Annotated in this window: 15 protein-coding genes and 1 pseudogene; 1 reads left to right on the top strand and 15 read right to left on the bottom strand. The window is 47.3% G+C overall.

Annotated elements, in window-relative coordinates; all coding sequences use genetic code 11:
- Positions 1-273: 273 nt before the first annotated feature.
- Complete coding sequence (locus AAHF22_RS12580; RefSeq protein WP_347325369.1) at positions 274-1,419, bottom strand: NADH:flavin oxidoreductase; 1,146 nt, start codon at positions 1,417-1,419, stop codon at positions 274-276.
- A 320-nt stretch (positions 1,420-1,739) separates the two neighbouring features.
- Here AAHF22_RS12580 and AAHF22_RS12575 point away from each other — a divergent pair, with 320 nt between their 5' ends.
- On the top strand, positions 1,740-2,348 hold the full coding sequence (locus AAHF22_RS12575; protein ID WP_347325368.1) for a TetR/AcrR family transcriptional regulator: 609 nt from the start codon (positions 1,740-1,742) through the stop codon (positions 2,346-2,348).
- A gap of 243 nt (positions 2,349-2,591) precedes the next feature.
- Here AAHF22_RS12575 and AAHF22_RS12570 read toward each other — a convergent pair whose 3' ends face one another.
- The 14 genes and pseudogenes from AAHF22_RS12570 to AAHF22_RS12505 all read right to left on the bottom strand — a co-directional run bounded on the left by AAHF22_RS12570 (position 2,592) and on the right by AAHF22_RS12505 (position 21,095).
- Positions 2,592-3,344, bottom strand: coding sequence for a hypothetical protein (locus AAHF22_RS12570; protein ID WP_347325367.1), 753 nt, complete (start codon positions 3,342-3,344; stop codon positions 2,592-2,594).
- A gap of 320 nt (positions 3,345-3,664) precedes the next feature.
- Positions 3,665-4,510 (bottom strand): MetQ/NlpA family ABC transporter substrate-binding protein, encoded by an 846-nt coding sequence (locus AAHF22_RS12565; RefSeq protein ID WP_347325366.1) that lies wholly within the window; start codon positions 4,508-4,510, stop codon positions 3,665-3,667.
- 193 nt (positions 4,511-4,703) lie between these two features.
- A complete protein-coding gene (locus AAHF22_RS12560; protein WP_347325365.1) occupies positions 4,704-5,384 on the bottom strand; it encodes a methionine ABC transporter permease in 681 nt (226 codons plus the stop codon).
- Between the two features lie 338 nt (positions 5,385-5,722).
- Positions 5,723-6,379: pseudogene (locus AAHF22_RS12555) on the bottom strand (methionine ABC transporter ATP-binding protein); the annotation flags it as partial.
- 748 nt (positions 6,380-7,127) lie between these two features.
- Positions 7,128-7,448 (bottom strand): nitrite reductase small subunit NirD, encoded by a 321-nt coding sequence (gene nirD / locus AAHF22_RS12550; RefSeq protein ID WP_347325364.1) that lies wholly within the window; start codon positions 7,446-7,448, stop codon positions 7,128-7,130.
- A 21-nt stretch (positions 7,449-7,469) separates the two neighbouring features.
- A complete protein-coding gene (gene nirB / locus AAHF22_RS12545; protein ID WP_347325363.1) occupies positions 7,470-9,893 on the bottom strand; it encodes a nitrite reductase large subunit NirB in 2,424 nt (807 codons plus the stop codon).
- Positions 9,894-10,644: 751 nt separating this feature from the next.
- A complete protein-coding gene (locus AAHF22_RS12540) occupies positions 10,645-11,283 on the bottom strand; it encodes an SLOG family protein (RefSeq protein ID WP_347325362.1) in 639 nt (212 codons plus the stop codon).
- Between the two features lie 203 nt (positions 11,284-11,486).
- A complete protein-coding gene (locus tag AAHF22_RS12535; RefSeq protein WP_371834061.1) occupies positions 11,487-11,705 on the bottom strand; it encodes a hypothetical protein in 219 nt (72 codons plus the stop codon).
- 154 nt (positions 11,706-11,859) lie between these two features.
- Positions 11,860-12,837: a hypothetical protein gene (locus AAHF22_RS12530; protein WP_347325361.1), complete on the bottom strand. Its 978-nt coding sequence runs from the start codon at positions 12,835-12,837 to the stop codon at positions 11,860-11,862.
- 18 nt (positions 12,838-12,855) lie between these two features.
- Positions 12,856-13,641 (bottom strand): glucose-1-dehydrogenase, encoded by a 786-nt coding sequence (locus AAHF22_RS12525; RefSeq protein ID WP_347325360.1) that lies wholly within the window; start codon positions 13,639-13,641, stop codon positions 12,856-12,858.
- A 127-nt stretch (positions 13,642-13,768) separates the two neighbouring features.
- A complete protein-coding gene (locus AAHF22_RS12520; protein WP_347325600.1) occupies positions 13,769-15,022 on the bottom strand; it encodes a VWA domain-containing protein in 1,254 nt (417 codons plus the stop codon).
- Between the two features lie 552 nt (positions 15,023-15,574).
- Positions 15,575-18,109 carry a DUF5682 family protein gene (locus AAHF22_RS12515; RefSeq protein ID WP_347325359.1) on the bottom strand — a complete coding sequence of 845 codons (2,535 nt, stop codon included), beginning with the start codon at positions 18,107-18,109 and terminating at the stop codon, positions 15,575-15,577.
- Positions 18,106-19,206 (bottom strand): ATP-binding protein, encoded by a 1,101-nt coding sequence (locus tag AAHF22_RS12510; RefSeq protein ID WP_347325358.1) that lies wholly within the window; start codon positions 19,204-19,206, stop codon positions 18,106-18,108. Before AAHF22_RS12510 ends, AAHF22_RS12515 begins: the two co-directional genes overlap by 4 nt.
- Positions 19,203-21,095, bottom strand: a complete 1,893-nt coding sequence (locus tag AAHF22_RS12505) for a HEAT repeat domain-containing protein (protein ID WP_347325357.1) — start codon at positions 21,093-21,095, stop codon at positions 19,203-19,205. Before AAHF22_RS12505 ends, AAHF22_RS12510 begins: the two co-directional genes overlap by 4 nt.
- Positions 21,096-21,218 lie beyond the last annotated feature (123 nt).

Genomic DNA, 21,218 nt, shown 5'->3' with positions numbered 1-21,218 from the left:
TGTTAGTACACTGCGATTAACGTAACTATCGTCCACTATTGTTAGTGCACTGCGATTAGCATAACTATCGTCCACTATTGTTAGTACACTGCGATTAACGTAACTATCGTCCAGCTAGTACTATTGTACAGATACAGTTTCGCTAAGGGCACCGATGATAACAAAACAGTAGGACAGATTCATTGGCATGATCGTTATCACTTCAAATTTTCGCTACAAACCCATCATCAAGTGTATCCATTCGCCATACTAATACATCCCCTTGCTACATGATCAGTACAATTTGCCCACTGCCTCTGCGTGAAATGGCTTCAGTTCATCCAAGCGACCGTCGCGAATTTTAGCTGCCCATTCGGGATCGGCGAGCAGGGCGCGACCAATAGCGATCAGATCGAATTCGCCGTTTTGTAATCGTTCTGTTAGAACGCTAACACTGCCCTGCTGCTCCGCATCGGCACCGGAAGCGAAAAACTCGGTAAAGTCCTGCTTTAAGCCAACCGAACCGACGGTAATGACGGCTTTGCCTGTAATTTGCTTCGCCCATCCTGCCAGACTGAGCGGCGAACCGTCAAAGGCAGGCTCCCAGAAACGACGTGTCGACGCATGGAAAATGTCTACGCCTGCCTCTGCCAGCGGCTGTAGTAATTGTGCCAGTTCTTCCACATTATGTGCCAGCTTCGCTGTATACACAGGATACTTCCATTGTGAAAACCGGAATACGATGGGGAAATCTGGACCGACCGCACGGCGACATGCTTCCACTACTTCTACTGCAAAACGAACACGGTTAGCAATACTGCCACCATACTCATCCGACCGCTGATTGGTCGTTTCCCATAAAAACTGGTCGATCAAATAACCGTGCGCACCATGCAGCTCGATCCCATCGAAGCCAAGTTGCTGCGCCTGTAGCGCGGCATCGGCAAACGCCTGCACCACATCGCGAATTTGCTGTACTGTCATCGTCTCTCCTTTTACCTCACCATACACATCGATTCCAGATGGTCCGATCGACGGAGCTGCACCTTCCGGCTGTGGAAAATTTTCACGCGCAATACCGGCATGAATGAGCTGCGGCATGATTTTACCACCGACACGATGGACTTCATTTACCACATGCTTCCAGCCAGCTCGTGCCGCAACACTGTCAAAATGCGGACTGTTTGCCGGGTCTTGATTGGCGGAAGCATGCGGAATCGATACATTTTCGGTAATAATCAGACCGACCTGCTGCTCGGCACGACGGCGGTAATAATCCGCCACTTCCGGACCAGGTACACCATCTGGCGAAAATCCACGTGCCATTGGTGCCATCACGATTCGGCTAGCCAGCTCCAGTTTGCCTAAAGTGAATGATTCAAACAATGGTGCTACATACTGTTTTTGATTTGATTGCATATTATTTTCGGTATGATTCATATTTATCGTAACCTCCGGTCATATTTTCGGTTATACTATATTCATTATCTTTGGGAAATAAATATAAAAAAGTAAGCATTAGTGTAAAACAATTCCTTCCCCGGTGCATGCTGCCGGATAGGGTATATGCCTGATTGTACAAGCGTGCCACATCCGATACAACCAACAAAATCCGGGATGTGTCGTTTAAGTTGCACATTCGATAATCTGTCATTTAAAGCGCACCTTATTTATTTCCAAATCACATTGTTCATTTCAAAATTAAATTGTTCACTTCAAACTCATTTTACAAATGGCAGTCACTACAGGAGGTATGTATCATGTCCATTTCCGTTAAACCCAATCCGCAGGACCCGCGTGTGATTCGTACCCGCCAGTTAATTCATCAGGCTTTTGTAGAACTGCTACAAACGAAAGAATTTCAAGAGATTACGGTCAGCGACCTTACACGCCATGCTACGATCAATCGAGTCACCTTTTATACTCATTACACGGACAAATATGAATTGTTAGATCATATGATCTCCACCCAGCTAATCCAGCTGCTCTACAAAGGCATCGATCCGCAACAGGCTCTAACTTCAGAAGCGTTGACTACTTTGATCTGTGCATTATGTCAATTTCACGAGTACTCTGGCACCGAGTGTCCCAAAAATATCGATTCGCTTCGTTCGCTCGTAGAAACGAATATGAAGCTTCAACTTCAGCAGTACATGTTAGAACAATTGACCATTGATCTGCCAGAGCACGATCATGCGCAATTGGTTACACTGTCTACGATGATCAGCTGGTCGCTGTATGGTGCCACATTGCAATGGAGTAACGAAAAGAAAGACACACGCGACACCCCACTTCAACTGGCAGAACGAATGACGCCGCTGCTGCGAAGCTGGATCGATATGAAGCTGACTTCGGTTGTACCTGTATGAACATGCAGCAAATGTAACCGGATGATCACTCTCTAACGGGGAATACAATACATGTTAATATCATGGCTAATCTTTTAACCTTAAACTATTTACACCCTAACGGGGACGCAACAAAAGGCTGTGCACCGGAGACACAGCCTTTTTAAACGTTTATTTAATAGGTATAGTAACCGTCTAGCTACCGAATGAGGACTACCTGTGAAATAGACTGCATCCTCAAATAACCACAACTGGATCTATGGCTTATGGCTTCACAAAATCTTTTACAGCAAAAATAGCCGAAAAGTCGTTCATATGACGGTGCATCTGATAAACTAGCTCGTCCACTTCCAGCACGATATCCAGCTTGATGCTACGGTTGATCTCCTCCATCGTTTGATACAACAGATCGATCTCAGGCGGCTCTAACCCATCCAGACGGAAGTAACATAACGACACATGGGGCAAATACATACTCCGTTCAGGTGATAACTCACGGATGCGTTCGTACAAGTCCATTAGCAGTGCATAATCCTCGGCAGCTTCCGGTGCATATTTGATACTAACCACATCACGGGTATTCGTACTGACACCGAGGGCGCGCATCGCGATATTACGACCGGCGTAGCGCTCGGCAATCTCGCGAAAAGTTTGTTCCATCTGCAATTCATAGCTGCTCCTATGCTGCCGCACGATTTCCGCACCTCCGGTTATGTTGCGTTCATTGCCCAGTGCATGAATAGTCAGATGAAATGTTTCCGGTAATAACGCTACCAGTCGATGCGAAAGCCGCTCTAGCAAGATGTGCTGCGCCTGCGCGCAACGCAGACGATCGGAATCACGGAGTGGAATAACCGTTGTATATCCGTAAAAGTCATTCATTGTTCCATCCTCTTTAATTTTGGCAGCTAGTCCATCCGATCGTTTCCATTGCTGTGGTTTATTACGCATCTGCTCCTGCCATTGACGCTCCAGTTGACTGATGAAGTGCATATAGTGAATTTGCATATTGTTCATCGTCGGTTTCCACCTTTCTTGCGTAATGCTTGATGTTATCGCTTCAGCATAACGAATCAGCACAAACTCTCTTTTAATTTCAATCGTGATTTGTGTAAAACATCGTCGTGTACAGAATCAGTACGTGGCACAGATAATGCGAAAAAACCTGCCGTACCCGAAGAGGGGCAGACAGGTTTTTGTTTTTGTGAGATTTGCGTTGTACTAGGGTAGTGCTGGACAGATCAGGCAGAGCTACAAACATATAGAGATACTGAGATACCGAGATACCGAAGTTCATAAGTTCATAAGTTCATAAGTTCATAAGTTCATAACTAATTTTAAAATGCAGGTACGGCAATATCCGCATAGTTATCTTGCAGGAATTTTTTCACTTCTGGACCTGCCAGATGCTGCTTCAATTTCTGGATTGGCTCAGCGTCTTTGTTATCTTCACGTGCAACCAGTGTAATCGCAAACGTCGAATCATCTTTTTCCGTTACAAGTGCGTCTTTAACCGGAGTCAAATTCAGCGGCTTTGCATAGGCAGGGGTCATCGCGACCAGATCTACCTCATCGTACATACGAGCAAGCATAAGCAGATCGACTTCTTTGAAACTGTAGTTTTTCGGGTTGGATGTAATATCGGCTTGCGTCGCATTCATGCCAACGCCATCTTTGAGCTTGATCATCCCTGCTTGTGCTAACATTTGCAGCGAGCGACCGATATTAGACGGATCATTGGCAATCGCAATAACAGCGCCATCTGGCAACTCATCGATGCTCTTGTACTTTTTGGAGTAAGCACCATAAATGGCATCATAGATCGGCTGAATCGCTACCAGATTGGCACCTTTACTCTGGTTGTACTGGTTCATATACGGTACATGCTGGAAGAAGTTCGCATCGACTTCTTTGTTCGCCAGCGCATCATTCGGCTGTACATTGTCTGACAGCACGACCACTTCCAGATTGATGCCATCCTTTTTCAGTAATGGTTTGACGATATCGAGCATATCAGTCATCGGTGGAATTAGACTTGCCACCTTGAGTGTCGTTTCGGTCGTCCCTGTTGCTTCGTTTGAACTTGCTGCTTCATTTGCAGTCGAGTCGGATTTGCCGCCACATGCTGCGAGCAGTAGCATCATCGCGATCAACATCATCCATAGTGCGTGTTTGTTTTTCATTTTGTTCCTCCATGAATTAAGATGTGCCGCCAGTGATCGTCCATCGCTGGCGTGCTGGATATCGTTATAATCAAATTCTTTTAAGCCGAAACGAGCATATCCTTTGCGTAAACTATACTTCGAGCCAAATATGCTTCCATGCTGTACATGATGTGTTGCGTGTTGTGCATTGTCTATGGTGTGTGGTACAGAATCAGCGTTTATCCAATATACGTGCCAGCAGGCTACCGACAAACTGAACACCCTGCACCAGTATAATCATCAGCACAATCATATAGACCATCACATCGGTCTCAAAGCGCTGATATCCATACCGAATCGCAAAGTCACCAATACCGCCACCGCCAACGATACCGACAACGGTTGAATACGAAATAAAGCTAATGGCTGACGTCGTTAATCCCAGCACAAGCCCAGAACGCGCTTCCACATATAGAAACTTAAAAACGATCTGTAGCGGTGATGCTCCCATCGCGCGTGCCGATTCCACAATGCCACGTGGTACATCCAGTAATGCCTGCTCGACCAGACGAGAGTAGTATGCAATCGCGATGATCGATAATGGCACCGATGCCGCTTCCGTACCAATCGAAGTGCCTACGACAAGTCGGGTAAATGGAATCAAAAATACGACCAGCAGTAAAAAGGGAAAGGAGCGCACGATATTGACAAAAGTGTTGAGCACACCTGCCAGTAGCGGCTGCTCATACAGCTGTCCTTTTTTCGTTACATATAGCAGTGTACCCAGTGGCAAACCAATCAATACAGCCGCAGCAAGTGAAATGCCGACCATCGTAAACGTCTCACCGATTGCACGCCATATTTCATGCTGGTAACGCTCCAGCATTTCTCCGAGTGTGCGTGATCCATTCATTTCGAATCACCACCCTGTTGCTTCGTCCCAAACGGTTGGTGTTCTTGGTGTTCTTGGTGTTCTTGGTGTTCTTGGTGTTCTTGGTGTTCTTGGTGTTCTTGGTGTTCTTGGTGTTCTTGGTGTTCTTGTGGATGTGGCTGTTCCCGATGTCGTTGCTGCTGTAGTGATGGTTGCTCCGACTGCTTCTGTTGTTGTTCCTTTGCCACTGTTAGTAAGGTATCCGTGCTCTCATGTTGATGCTCTGGAGATTGTGCTTCACCTAGCAACTGCTCCCGATACGACCGCGTATAATCCGGCGCAGGTGCAAACCCATGCTCTGCGCGCGAATAACTCTCCGTGATGCGCCCATGCTGCATAACAGAAACGGTGTGACAGATGCTTTTGATCACATCCATCTCATGAGTAACAATTACAATCGTAACGCCCAGCTCTTCATTGATCTGCTGCAACAGCTCCAAAATGCCTGCGGTTGACGCTGGATCAAGCGCTGACGTCGGCTCATCACATAACAGCACCTGCGGACGATTGGCAATCGCACGCGCAATGGCGACTCGTTGCCGTTGCCCACCACTTAACTGCGCCGGATACGCCTGTAGCCGATCGAGCAAGCCAACCTGCTCCAAACATTCATTAACGCGCAGCTTACGCTCTATGCCCCTGATACCAGCAAGTTCTAATGGTGCTGCCACATTGCCACCAGCCGTGCGATTGTGTACCAGATTAAACTGCTGAAAAATCATCCCGATCCTTTGCCGGGCTTCTCTCAGTTTGCGTTCTGGTAATGCCGTAAGCTCTATGCCCGCTACGATCACACGCCCGGCATCCGGTCGCTCCAACATATTCATCATACGCAATAGCGTCGATTTCCCTGCACCACTGCTCCCAACGATGCCATGAATGCCGCCTGCTTCAATATGCAGATCAACTTCCTGCACCGCCGCCTGACCTACACTGACCGAACCAAAATATTTACTCACGCTTTCCAGCGTAATCATCCATTCCCCTCCTCCGCCTCAACCCGGACCGATGAGGTAGGTATATTCATGCTGTACATGGTGTGTTGTGCATTATCTGTATTGCGTCTTGTGTATTGTGCATTATCTGTATTGCGTCTTGTGTATTGTCTATGGTGTGTGTTGTACATTGTCTGTGTTGTGCATTGTCTGTGTTGTGCATTGTCTGTGTTGTGCATTGTCTGTGTTGTGCATTGTCTGTGTTGTGCATTGTCTTTACTCTCTGTTGTGTGTATTGAGTGTTGTCTATGCAGTGAATTGTATTGCACAACGATAAAGTGTATTACTATTTTACCATATCTGTTATAGCCGACACTTCTGCTACATTATAAGCAAAGTAATGTACTGTGTCACTAATTTTCGGTCGTTAAGTGTGTGAAGAGATGGTGAATAGGAACTAGAATGGAGCGGAAATTAATTTGGATATTGTAAGAACGAGGTAGTTGCGGTGTTGGAATAGTTAAATACGCAAAAAAGACGTAAGCTGTTATGTCCTTTGAAAAAGGAAACAGATTACGTCTAAACTATTGCCTGTTGATGTTAACTGATAGGTTATTCCATCCACCATTTCCGGTCATTTGATCTTTATTTATTCAGCGATCATACATACCATTACAAAGCACGTATAAGCTCGTTTACATGCACCGGATTTACTTTTAAAAACAAATAATCACCCAGACTTGTATGCAAATTCCAGTATGACCTACGATCATTCACTTCGCGTCCACCATTACATTCCGATCCACACAGCTCCGTGCTCTACTTTCACCGGAAACGTCCGAACCTGACCTTCGTCAGGCGCCTGAACTATGCCAGTAGCCAGATCGATCTGCCAATCATATAACGGATCATACAAAATGTGACCGGATACGATACCTTCGGCGATAGGCCCACCTTTAGGATGCGGATTACGATTTTCGAGTGCAAATACTTCATCATTAGAAGTACGAAATACAGCAATCTCCTGTCCTGCTACGATCAGTACACGTCCGATGCGACTTAGAAATTCGTCCAGCATGCCTGCTTTGTAAAATGTTTGCGTTGCATTCATAGCATTCAGCCTCCTTTTCGTTTATAGGGTCGTCTTCGTACCGAACAGCGCAGTTCGTGTCGGTTCATCATGCAGCACTTTTTGCCACGGGTCTTCGACTTGAGCGAGTGCGATCGTCACACGTTCGATCAATTGCTTGCGGTGATCGGCATCATCCAGAATGGCTGCCTTGATCTGCTCCAGTCCCATGCGTTCGACCCATTCCGATGTACGTTCCAGGTATTTACCCGTTTCACGATAGTATTGGATAATCGCTCCGCACAGGTCGATCAGCTCCTGATCGGTTTTCACTTTGCAAAACGAATCCGCCAGGCGAGCTTTAATCCCACCGTTACCGCCGATAAAAATTTCCCAACCTCCATCGTTACCGACGATACCGATATCTTTTGTGCACGATTCAGCACAGTTACGTGGACAGCCGTTCACAGCCATTTTGAATTTGGCGGGAAAATCAAGCCGTTCAAAACGTTGCTCCAGCGATGCGCCCATGCCCATCGAATCCTGTGTACCAAAGCGGCAAAATTGCGAGCCGACACAAGTTTTGACGGTACGCAGCGATTTGGCATACGCATAGCCGGATGGCATATCCAGCTCGGCCCAGACGAGCGGCAGGTCTTCTTTTTGCACACCGATCAGGTCGATCCGCTGTCCGCCTGTCATTTTTACAGCTTTCACATTATATTTAACCGATACATCGGCGATTTTTTTCAAGTCTTCCGGCGTGGTCACCCCACCATACATGCGTGGTACAACCGTATACGTACCATCTTTCTGGATGTTGGCGTTCATACGCTCGTTCACAAAGCGCGATTCTTTTTCATCCTGATAGTCTACTGGATGAATCATACCGAGATAGTAGTTAATCGCCGGACGGCATTTCGAGCAACCTTCTGGGTTGTTCCATTCCATCACATTCATCACTTCTTTGATCGTTTTCAAACCTTTATCGCGAATCGCAGCTACGATATCGTCGCGGCTATGCGTTGTACAAGCACATATGCCCTGACTCGATGCAACGGTTGCCCCGTCCCCAAGTACGAATTGCAAAATCTGTTCGACGACCGGTTTGCAACCACCACACGAACGGGTTGCACCGGTGCATGCTTTGATCTCATCCACACTTGTTAGCCCTTTGTCTTGAATCGCACTCACGATATCGAGCTTGGTAACCCCGTTACAGCCGCAGACAATTTCGTCGTCTGCCATCGTGTCGACCGATGCTTTTTTCTTGCTATGACTACAACCACCTGTACCCATCAGCTCAGCGTACAGTTCGTCGGTCATCGGTGCACCGTCACGGATCAACTTTTGCAATTGCGCCGAATCGTTAATATCGCCGAACAGTACGGCACCGACGATGAGGTTATCCTGTAAAATGATTTTTTTGTACGTTTTCTTCCAATCATCGCGAGCGGTGATGACGGATTGCTGTTCATTTTCAATAAATACACCTGCCGAGAATACATCGACACCCGAGATTTTCAATTTAGTCGATACGGTCGAACCTACATATGGCTGTGGATCGAGTCCGCAAATATGCTTCGCCAGTACCATACCCTGCTCAAACAAAGGAGCAACCAGACCATAACAGTTACCACGGTGCTGTACACATTCGCCGACAGCGTACACACCATCCAGCGACGTTTGCAAATAATCGTTAACGAGAATACCGCGTTCCGTTTCAATGCCACTATGACGAGCTACGGCTGTATTCGGACGAATACCGGCTGCCATTACGACAAAATCAGCTTCCAATGCCGTGCCATCTTTGAACAGCAGGCGTTCTACGCGTTCACCACCTTGTAGTTCGGCAGTTTGTGCACCCATTTTGAATTTGATGCCCTGCGATTCGAGTTCCTTTTTGAGCATAGCGGCAGCAACTGCATCGAGTTGGCGCTCCATCAGATCGTCCATCAAATGTACAACTGTAACATCCATGCCGAGACTAACAAGACCTTTCGCCGCTTCCAGACCGAGCAATCCGCCGCCAATGACCGCTGCTTTTGGATACGTAGCGGCGGCTTCCATCATCTGGTGACAGTCCGCGATATCGCGGAAACCGACTACACCTTGCTTATCATGACCGGGAATAGGTAGGATGAGCGAGCTAGAACCAGTCGCGATAATGACTTTGTCATAAGGTATAGGTGCCCCCTGATCCGTTATGATGCAATGGTTGTCTGCATCAATTGCCGTTACGGTTACGCCAGTATGCAATGTGATGCCATTCTCCTCGTACCATTCACGGCTATTCAGTACGATATCATCAATCGTCTGACTGCCTTCCAGTACGTAGGACAACATGATGCGATTATAGTTCGGATGCGGTTCACTACCGATAACTGTAATATCATAGTTGCCTCCCAGCTTGATGATCTGCTCCAGTGTTGCTACTCCAGCCATACCATTACCGATCAGGACGAGTCGTTCACGTGTTGCTGTCATTGCAATTCCCCCATTGTGTTCATAGTGGTGTTGTTATTAATTTACATTGCGGCTTGTTCTGTATAGAAGGTGTCGATGCACCTGTAAATATCCCATAATCACGTTATATATTTCACAATCTTTAATATCTAAAATTGGATCTTTTATGTATTTAGTATACTGCTGTATAAGGAGCGTAGATGTGATATAAATCACCTTACTTTTCCACTTTTAGTTATTATTTCACCCTTATAATTCATATAACAACGAAAATAAAAGACAGAGGACACTTTCACCTCTGCCTCTGTATATTTTAAAATTGAACAATTCGTGAATACGCATCAGCAACTAATCACTTGTATAAATCTTACTTGCATATGTTAGTTTTTAGAAAAAGAAAAGACTTCGTTCAGGATTAGTTCGTTAGTTAATCGTTAGTTAATCATTCGTTCGTTCATTGGTTGTTGGGTTGTTGGGTTGTTGGGTTGTTGGGTTGTTGGGTTGTTGGGTTGTTGGGTTGTTGGGTTGTTGGGTTGTTGGGTTGTTGGGTTGTTGGGTTGTTGGGTTGTTAGTTCATTCGTTCATTTGTTAGTTCATTTGTTAGTTCATTCGTTCACTCGTTATTTCATTCATTTGTTAATCGTTCATCGTTCATCGTTCATCGTTCATCGTTCAGCTAGAAAATCATCGTTTCCAAATTGCTTGAACCGCCGTACTGCATTCAGCATAATACCAGACCGTACCGATCTAGTATACGTTACACTAAGCTCTTTCATTCAAGCTCTTCCTTCGTCATCATATCATCTGCATCCGCAAACTCTTCACCCGCATGTCCTCCATCCTGCTCCGGCTCATCCAATTGCTGCTCCATTCGCTGTTCATCCGCAAGGCTCTGAATATCCTCCGAACTGATGCTAATATAACGATACCCTTCCTCCTGACCTCTACGTAGCGCTTCCTGCTTGAAAAAGCGTGGGCTTCCTTCACCCGCATCCTCGTCATACACAAGAATGAGTCCATCCGTTTTGCGAAACAATAACTCATCGCGCGCTTTAAACTGCCAGATTCCTTCGTAAGGACGATTACTCACCACACCGTGAAAATCAATCTGCTTCAAAATGCCCTCATAATACTCTTTCTTATCCTCACTCCAGCGTTCCTCTGGACTGGCAAATGCCGATAAGATCGATACCCGCAACTGTGGATATTCCTTTTTAAGTTCAATCGCTTCCTCACAAGCCCACAGATCGACACCGTATTGTCCTGGTGTGATTACCCATTCTAATCCTTCTTCCAGCAGCGGAACGAGCTTGCTGCGAATCGCTTGCCGGATATAGGGGATGCCTTCATGCTTCTGATTAAAAATATTTAGCTCATGCGCCCGGTATCCGGTAACGAGTATATTTTTCATCCTATCGCGTCCTCCGCTTTCGTATTCATTGTGTACATATAGCCGCTTCGATAAGCATACCATGCTGACACAGATTGACGAATACAAAGACAAAGACCCTTTTGGCTCCAGTGAGCGCTGCAAAGGGTCTTTGTGTTCTGCCTGTGCTTATGTGTATAGCTTATCCGAATACGACATTCGGCAAACGCAGATTCGAATGAGAATCAAGTTCCCATCTTTTTGCGTTGATTGTTTACTTTTTTGGTCATCTGGCTAGTCATTTTTTTCGTACCTGTCGATTGTAGACCGCCTGCACCTTTACCCTGGTTCTGCTTCTTTTGTGCTAGCAGACGCTTAGCGGCTTCCGCCTGACTCAGCTTTTTGGACTGACTTGCTTCCTCAGTGGACGATGGTTGATTTTGTTCTGTCGTCAATGCACTCACCTCTGCATCATCATAGCATAATCACTAAAGCAACTCTATCCCCTACTGTACTTTTCAGCATACAGGACGAGCATTTTTTAGATTACTGTATTCGATTATTGCATTGGCATCCAGTCATTACGCTGGATCAAAACAGACAAAAGCTATACTGTCTTTATTGCAGCAAATACACATGCTGACGCTCCGCATTCAGTGCCGCCACTACCGCACCCTGACTGCTATCCATAAAATGAAATCGTTCGGCTCCGCCTACGATCATTGCCGTATCCAATGCATAGCGATGACGCTCTACTGTCGTTAGCCCAGCTAACACTGAACTACCTAACTGCTGTGCTTCCAATCGATCCAGCAGCCAGCGTTCTGAACGAAGTCCAGTAGCTGTTGCCTGATCACTGGTCAGCTCATTCATATGCCGAAATTGTCCGGTTCGTTGATAATGAACACGCGTGTACATATAGCTGTACACACTATGCGCGTAGGCACGAGCATCAAAGTTAGCAATGCTGGCAAGCGCCGTCTGTGCCCCTGCAACATAATCGGCTGCACTCATCCGCTCATGCATATAATATTCGCAATTGCGATCAAAATCATTCAATAACCACGCATATACATCAGACACATTCATACCGCCAAAAACAGCCGTATCGCCAAGCCAGCGATATTTACCACCATTGTACGCAAAGCCCCACATATGCGGCTCTCCGTAACGATCCGGCGCCACACAGGGTAATCCTTCGATGCCGAACAGATGAATTTGATAAGCCTGTCCATTTTGCAGATGCTCATGGGTAAACGTCACCAGCGGTAAAAAGTAGCAGGATAAGGCTGGATTGTCCAGTACGTCCTCAGGATCGGGATACCAGTGAATAGACGATTGCTTCTGCAACGAATTCATCGAATATGTTCCCGAGGTGAATGGTTGCTGAGGTAACTGAGCGGCTGACGTTACAGATTGTTGCTGGTGTTGCTGGTGTTGCTGGGCTTGTTGGGCTTGCTGGTTTTTTTGGGCTTGTTGCGACGTTGGCGAGTCTGACAAATCCAACTCTACCTTATACTCCGCATATTCCGCCATTTCAAGCTCCGTAATTCGATCGTCTGTACTCTTTGCCTGCACATCGATTTCACGCTTCATGATGATCGCACCTCCGATTTAGCCGTTTCCGCCTTGAAAGGAAGGATATTTCGTCATTCCACCATCCGCAAAGAGTGTAATACCGGTCACATAGCTTGCTTCGGACGATGCCAGCCAGGCAGCGACAGCAGCGATTTCTTCTGGCTCACCGATATAACCCATCGGAATCAGCTTGGTTACCGCTTCTTTTTTGTCCGGATCTTCGAACTTTTCGGCATTGATCGGCGTATTGATTGCACCCGGTGCGATGCCGTTAACCCGTATACCATGTGGCGCATATTCCATCGCCAGTGTCTGGGTCATCATTTTCACGCCGCCCTTACTTGCCGTGTAATGGACAAAATGCGGCCAGGGAATAATCTCGTGTACACTCGACATATTGATAATGCTGCCTTTAATATTATGCTTCAGCATATAACGAAGCGCCTCTCGACTACCGAGAAAAGCACCAGTCAGGTTCACATTGATTACTTTGTTCCAATCGTCCAATGACAGCTCATGGGAAGGCACTTCATTTTCCATGCCAGCGTTATTAATCATAATGTCCATACTGCCAAATGTATCATGCGCGGTCTGAACGATGCGCTGTGCATCCTCTTCATTCGACATATCTCCCTGCACATCGATCGCCTGACCGCCTGCTTCCTTAATCTTGGCAATCGTCTCTTCTACACCGTCATGGTTACTATGATAATTAATGACGACATTGGCTTTTTCCTGTCCAAAACGAAGCGCAATCGCCTGACCGATACCAGTCGCTGCGCCTGTAATCACTACCGTTTTGCCTGTCAGATCCGGGTACATAATGCTGCCTCCTTCATCGTTTCCAAAGTGTAGTTTCATGCTGTGCTTTGCCAGGAACCGATCATTCCTCGAAAAGCAGCTCTACCCATTGGTTACACGATTTGGCGCATTCGTAAACAAAAGCAGCTTAGCTGTCCAGCTTTATACCAAGACGCTGTACAAGTTCGGACAGATTTTGATTTTTTAGTGCGCCCTCTACCAGCGCAGGTAATAAATTCGGTGTGCAGGCAAAACTTGGCGTTCCATCACGGGTAAAACGCTTCGCTACACCTGCATCGTAAAATGGCTTCCCATCATCAGATAGCGCCAGCAAACAGAGCGTCTTCACACCGGATTCGCGCATTTCTCGCATCCGCCGTACCAGGCGATTCTGATTACCACCTTCATACAGATCAGAAATTAAAATAAACAGCGTTTTCTTCGGCTCTTCAATAAATTGCTGACAATACGCGACCGATTTGTCGATATCGGTACCGCCGCCAAGCTGAATACCAAACAACATATCGACCGGATCATTGTTACACTGCTCGGTCAGATCAACTACGGACGTATCAAAGGCAACTACCCGTGTATCAAGCGCAGGCAAACTGGCAAAAATCGCCGCCACCACCGACGCCCAGATGATCGAATCTGCCATTGAGCCACTCTGGTCAATATCGATAATGACTTTCCACTCATGACTGCGCTGTGCACGGTCAAAATAATAAAACTTCTCCGGAATGATCCGTTTATGTTCCACATCATAATGCTTCAAATTACGTTGAATTGTACGTTTCCAGTCAATGCCACTTAGTGAAGGTAAGGGAGAATGCTGGCGACGATTAAGCGCACCAGTAACCGCACGCCGCAGATTGCTCTCCATCCGCTGCTTCAAATCATCGACAACTGCTTGAATGAGCTGACGTGCCGTTTCTTTTGTGCGTTCTGGAATTTTACCTTTGAGTGCCATCAACGTGCCAACCATCGCAATATCAGGTTTCACATTCGCGAGCAGTTCAGGCTCAAACAATAGCTGCTTCCATCCTTTACGCTCCATCGCATCCTGCTGAATAATCGATACGACATCATTAGGGAAAAATGTCCGCACATCACCAAGCCAGCGTGACAGTACAGGAGCCGAAGCACCGCTGCCTGCCCCTCTGGAAGCGGTACGTCCACCGCTCTGTCCAGCATCAGCTGTACCGCCTGTCTCATCATAAATAGCCGCCAGCGCTTGATCCATCACTCGTTCATCCTCAGATAACAGACGATCGCCAGGCGATACACATTGCTGTAATCGATTCAGCTCCTCTTCTGTCGCTGCGCCAAGAATGAGCCGCCAGCGTGCAAATCGCTTGGCTGCTGTTTGTTCGGATCGTGCATGTGCTTCTTCTGTATCCATATCCGTATCGGTATTCATGTCAGCCGATGATGACCATTCCGTAGCCGAAGCTGGAGACAAAGAAGAAGACAACTGCATGGATTCATCTTTTCCTGAAGATGAAGACGACCATTGCGCCGATTCATCATGTCCTGATGCTGCTCCACCTGTTGTACCATCATCAGATGATAAGCGAGGGCTGGCACCATAGCCTCCGGCAGAGCCTGTACGATCATTTCGTTTCAAGGTATATTCAACTCCCTTCCCTCAGCGCTCATAACCATATCTCATTCACAACATTTATTTACAAATAAACATCTCTCGCGAACATCTCTCATATTCAACACATGCAATTCGCTCTTATCCCAAACCATCCTATTGTACAAGCCATCATCATTTACAAATCAGCATAGACCGGTATATTGACTGTGTTACGTATGAAGTTTGATAGTATACAGAAAAAGATAAGTTCATGACAGGATACAAGTATATTTTTTATAAAATGGAATGGATTAGACTTTTAAGTTAAGCTGAGCAAGTTAAGCTAGTCAAAGGACTAGCCATCCACACCAACTAAAAATCATCAAAATCAAAGTCATTCAGATCGTCCAGCATCTGTTCTTCCTTTTCCTCCAGTTCACCGGTCAATACCTCTGCTGCTGCCTCAGCATGAATTCCCCACACTTCACCTAGCAGCTCCGCTACCTGTGACTTTTCCGAAGCAGAAAAGCTACTAAAAGCACGACGTAAAAATACGAGTGCTCGCATAAAATGCTGGTCTTCCAGTCCATCCATATATTCACTCAGTTGCTGCCATAAGCTTAGACGAGACAATAACATATAGCGATTGCGTCCAGACAGACCTTCAAACCAACCTGCTCCTAACTCTGCCGGCACGCCTGGCGATAGTCGGCGCGCCATTTCCGCAGCGATATCATGCTGATCAATCGCCGCTCGCTCCATTAGCACTGCACAGGCGAAGCCCGACAGACGTGCATTCAGATCATCACGCCGCATCAGCTCACCCAGCTCTCGCAGCCAGAGCGCTCCGTCCACTTCCTGATCATGTTCCTGACTGATCACATTTAGCTCATGAATCGCTTCCATCATCGCTGTCGCAACTTCATCCTTACAATTACAGTTATCCGTCAAAAACAGACAGCCACGGAAAAAGAGCTGTTCCAGTAGCGGAACAAGTGGAGACGTGTCCACTCGCCGTACATCGCCATATCGAATCATACGGGATAACTCGCCTGCGGCAGATGCAATCTGTAATACATCTCGATTATCCACAGCAAGCTGCTGTAACACACGTCTGGCAGGCTCAAGCTGGGCAATCATACCGCATTGAATAGCAACCGCAATCAATTTGGACGCTTCTTCTAATGTATGGCATTCATCTAACCGTTGCTGAAAACGGTAGCCTGCGGCAACTTCAACCGTTTCACCCAGTAGTGTCGATTCGATCACCTGAATTTCGACCTCGGGTGACCACTGTAATATCCATTGCTCTGCCCATGTCGCCTGATCCTGGCGTATAGCTGTTTTTTTGGCAAAATCGATACCAAGCAGCCGTAAGCGATGCAACAAAAAGGAGCGTCGCAAATCTAAAAATGCGGATGCTTCCGAGCTAGAACGGCGATTTTCGCGTAGATCAAGCGCAAGCTCGGACGCGACAGCCGTTTTATAGCGTGTAAGCTTCAATTGTTTGAACAGTCGATTCAGATCATCCTGAATCGGCGTCTGGCTAACCCCCTCCGCCAGTTGTCCGATCGATGTGCCGATATTCAGCCTTGCCAGCGGTTCAGCGATAACAGACAATTCGCCCTGTCCGAGTAATGTGCGTGCCGCATCCTGTAGATCACCCAGCACGGGCTGTGCTCCACCACGTAGTGATGCTAGCGATTGTGCCATACGTACAGCCTCGATCACCTCAGCAGTTGAGCGATATGTCCCCATCTCGCGTAGCTCACGCGCTACACCAGCTAAATAATGATGCGGAAGCTCGTGTAGCGCTTGCTTCTGCATCATTTTCCACATCAATTCATAATAATGAGGGGCATGGTTGCCTGCACCGTAGCCAGATAAAGTAGACAATCGATAATACGAATATGGCATCAATGTGAGTCGAGTCGAGCGCTGCGGTAGTCGTTTTAGCTCTTCATCGCTCATAGGCGGTAAAGCTTCATGGATTTGAAGCGCAGACGCATGATACGAGCCGCAAATCACAACGATACGTGCAGTCTCATGCCCTGCCTCAATCGTTTCCATAATGCGACGCCGCATATACGCTTCTCTAACGGCATGATAAGCAAAAGCACGCTTGGCAAATGGACGCTCATCCTGCTCCGACCACTGGCGCAGTTCAGTTGAAAATAACTCTATTGAGCTGGCATATGAATCCGCGCCCAGCTGATGCTCATAATACCGCTCCCAGTAAGAGTCGTAATCAGGCTCGCCAGAAAGCTCTGCAATCCGCGCATACATCGCATCCAATGGATGCTCCGAATCGCCAGCTTCTTGCTCGGTTCGTATTCTTTCCGGTTCTTCTGACAGATGCTGCTCTGTCTCTGTTACCAGCTCGCCATGCACCGTTGGCTCTGTATCAGCTGGAACTGCTAGCTCTTTCTCCGCTAGCACAGTATCAGCATCAGCATCAGCATCAGCATCAGCATCAGCATCAGCATCAGCATCAGCATCAGCATCAGCATCCAAATTATCCGGTCTGTCCGATCCGTTGTCACGTTTATCCTGCTGTTCATATTGCTCATCCATCGCGATCATAATCGAGGACGGCAGATCGATAAATGCCGCTTCAGCACCATGTTTGGCCGCCCATTGCATCGCCTGATATTCAGGCGAATACGAAGCTAACGGCCACATCGCCGTGCGAACGGGCAACTCATCGGTAAATGCCAGAATCGCTACCGGTGGCTGTGTTCCTTTTGCTACCAGATGTCGAATTTCAGCAGTAGCATCTGCCGGGCCTTCAATCAATACAGCCGTAGGACGTATCCGATCTAGCGTTTGCAATACATGATAAGCGCCGCCCGGGGACAGATGGCGCACACCAAATACATGCACATCCGCTACCGTCGTCGTACTCACCCGTTCAGCTCCTTACAGGCATGATATAACCCGCGCCACTCTGCACCACGCTTTTTCATTACATGATCCAAATATTCTTGCCATACGACCCGATCCTTATCATCGTCCTTGACGATCGCCCCCTGTAGACCGGCTGCCAGATCTTCATCCGTCATTTCACCACCGCCAAAGCTTGCTGCCAGCGACATGCTGTTAGTTAGAAGCGAAATCGCCTCAGCGGTAGAAATAACGCCTGCTGGCGATTTAACTTTATCTTTACGATCCAGTGTCATGCCCTGTCGCAATTCTCTAAATATCGTCACCACTTTATGTAATGCATCATCTGTCGGCACCGCTGCTTGCAGCTCATACGCAGAAGCAATCTCAGCGACCCGCTTTTTCACAATTTCTACTTCGGTATCCAGACTGTCCGGTGCAGGCAATACGATAATATTGAAGCGACGCTTGAGCGCAGCTGACATTTCATTAACGCCACGGTCGCGTGTATTGGCGGTAGCGATGATCGAGAAACCTTTGCGCGCCTGCATTTCCTGCCCAAGCTCCGGCACAGAGATCGTTTTTTCCGACAAAATCGAGATTAAGGCATCCTGCACCTCCGATGCACAACGCGAAATCTCTTCAAAGCGAGCGATTCCGCCTGCTTCCATTGCACGCATAATCGGACTTTGCACTAGCGCTTGCTGGGTTGGGCCATTGGCAAGCAACATCGCATAGTTCCATGAGTACCGCACATGCTCCTCGCTTGTACCCGCTGTTCCTTGCACGACCAGTCCCGAATGCCCATAGATGGCTGCCGTCAAATTTTCCGATAACCATGACTTTGCTGTACCTGGCTCCCCAATTAGCAGCAACGCCCGATCGGTTACCAGCGTGGCAATCGCCATTTCTACCAGTCGACGGTTACCGATATATTTGGGTGTAATATCGATTTTGCCTGCCTTGCCTCCAGTAATGAAGGTGAGCACCGATTGCGGCGACATGCTCCAGCCAGGTGGTACATGCCCTGTGTCCGCTTTTTTCAATGCCTCTAACTCATGTGCATATAGCTGTTCTGCCGATTGTCTTAACACCTGATTCCATGCTTCTGTATTGCTCATCCCTTCATCTCCTTCATTTTGTGAATGACTGCACGTAACTGGGAAGCTGCTGTATAACGGATTTTGCCATTAGTTTTCGCATCGCTATCTGGAATGAGCTGTTCCAAACGCTCAATATCCTCTGCTGGGAATTGACTGATCAAATGAATGATAAACGGATCGATCGTGTTACTTGCGCCACCTTTTTGACTCTCCACCGTATCCCAGAACAGCTTGCGCAGTTCATTAATGGACAATCCTGAACGGTGCAATGCACGAAAATATAAACCTACATCGCGATGATGCAAATCACCACGCTCCATAATGGCTGCCTTGAGCAATTCCTGTGCCTCCTGTACGCCTGGTCTTGTCAGCGCTGCCACCAGCACCGTCTGCTGATGAGCCAGCGCAATATCTAACCAGCGCGGGTCCCATCGATCTTTCATTTCTTCCAGCGGCAACAATGTATGGAACCACAGATCATAAGCGTGCGTCTCGCCATCACTGTATAGCAGTTCAACCTCTGTATCTTCGTATTTAACAAGCTGATCTTCCATCCACTTGAATATGCGCTCACTATTAGGCGTAGCATGTCGCCCTCCGCGGCGGCTACCGCTTCCAAGTCCCTGGCTGAAATGCTCATAAAATTCCTGTGGCGAGCGATGACGATGTACAGCAGTTGCCGTAGCAATGATATAGTGCGGATATACTTGCTCCAGCTCGTACAACAGCTCTACATCATCATTATTCCCGTGATGAGAAAGCGTATAGGATGGGTCTCTCAGCAACGTTTTTTTAGTGTAGGTATCGGATATGTCCATCTTTTCGAATGACTTAGGATGCTTTAACATAAACCGGTACATCTCATACAGCGCTTCCGCATGATGTTGCTGCCATATTTGAAAATGCGCCTGTAATTCCGCAGTGTAACGTGCTATGGCTGCATCATCTGGTGAATGCGAGACTATAGCATTCAGCGCTTCCCATGCAGCAGCATGTAGGCGCTCCGCAAGTTCGGGTTGCATACATTCATATAGCGCACCGACAACTAGCTCCAGATCACGGCTGGAGTCAGAGAAATTAGTAAATAACACTTCCTGTGCTTCAGGCGCACTGAGCTGAGCGAGTGCGTGATACGCTACAGCACGCACTTCCCTTTTCTTATCCTTACTCCATTCCAGCAAATAAGGCAGATATTGCTCCAGTCCTTCCAATCCAGCAATCGCAGCAGCTTTCATATCGCCTTTAGCTGTTTCCGCCGTTTGAAAATAAAAGTCCGCATACTCCGTACCCGCAATCGCCTGAATCGCCTTCATTTTGCGTATTTCCAGTTTACCACCTTGAGGATTAAAACCTTCCATCAGATACGGCAAAATGTGCTTCCCATACCCCGGCACAATACTTTTCATCGCTAGCTCGGCAATCTCAGAATACGGATCAGCCAGCGCACGAACCGCTAACGGCAGCAGACGCAGATCGTCAAAATAGCCTTCCTTCCACGCCTGCTCCACAATCTCAAAGCGACCGCCACCTGTCGTCGTCAATGCCTGCTGTACGGGCGCGAGCTGACGATATGTTAATCGCGTACGTAATGTAATGGTCTCACTTGATAAAGGCTCTGCCTGCTCGGATGTGCTCGTTGTGCTGCCCTGTGTGCGAAGTACAGATAATACAAGCAGCGTAAGGCGTTGTAATTGGGTTGCTGAATCTACACTCTCCTGAGCAGAGGAACCTGCCAGCAAAGCTGCAACGCCATCACCAATCCGCTTGAATACAGGCGCCCGCTCACCGAGTTGCTGTAATCGCGGTAACAGCCGATTTAATCTAAAATCATCTGTTGCCAGATCACTGCCTGCGATATATAAACGTCTTGTTTCCTGATACACCTCTTGAAGTAATGCTGTACTCATAGCCTTTCCTCCTTGTGCGTACATATTTTGGTATTGTGCTCATCCATTTGATCCACCTATTTATAAAGAACAGCCTGCGCCAATTTGACATGAAAGCAGCCGTTTGTGTCCTTGTGTCCTTGT

The sequence above is a fragment of the Paenibacillus wenxiniae genome (assembly GCF_039822605.1).
In the GTDB taxonomy this organism is placed as follows: Bacteria; Bacillota; Bacilli; order Paenibacillales; family Paenibacillaceae; genus Saccharibacillus; species Saccharibacillus wenxiniae.
Note: the sequence above shows the minus strand (reverse complement) of the source record. Positions and strands in the feature narration are given on the sequence as shown.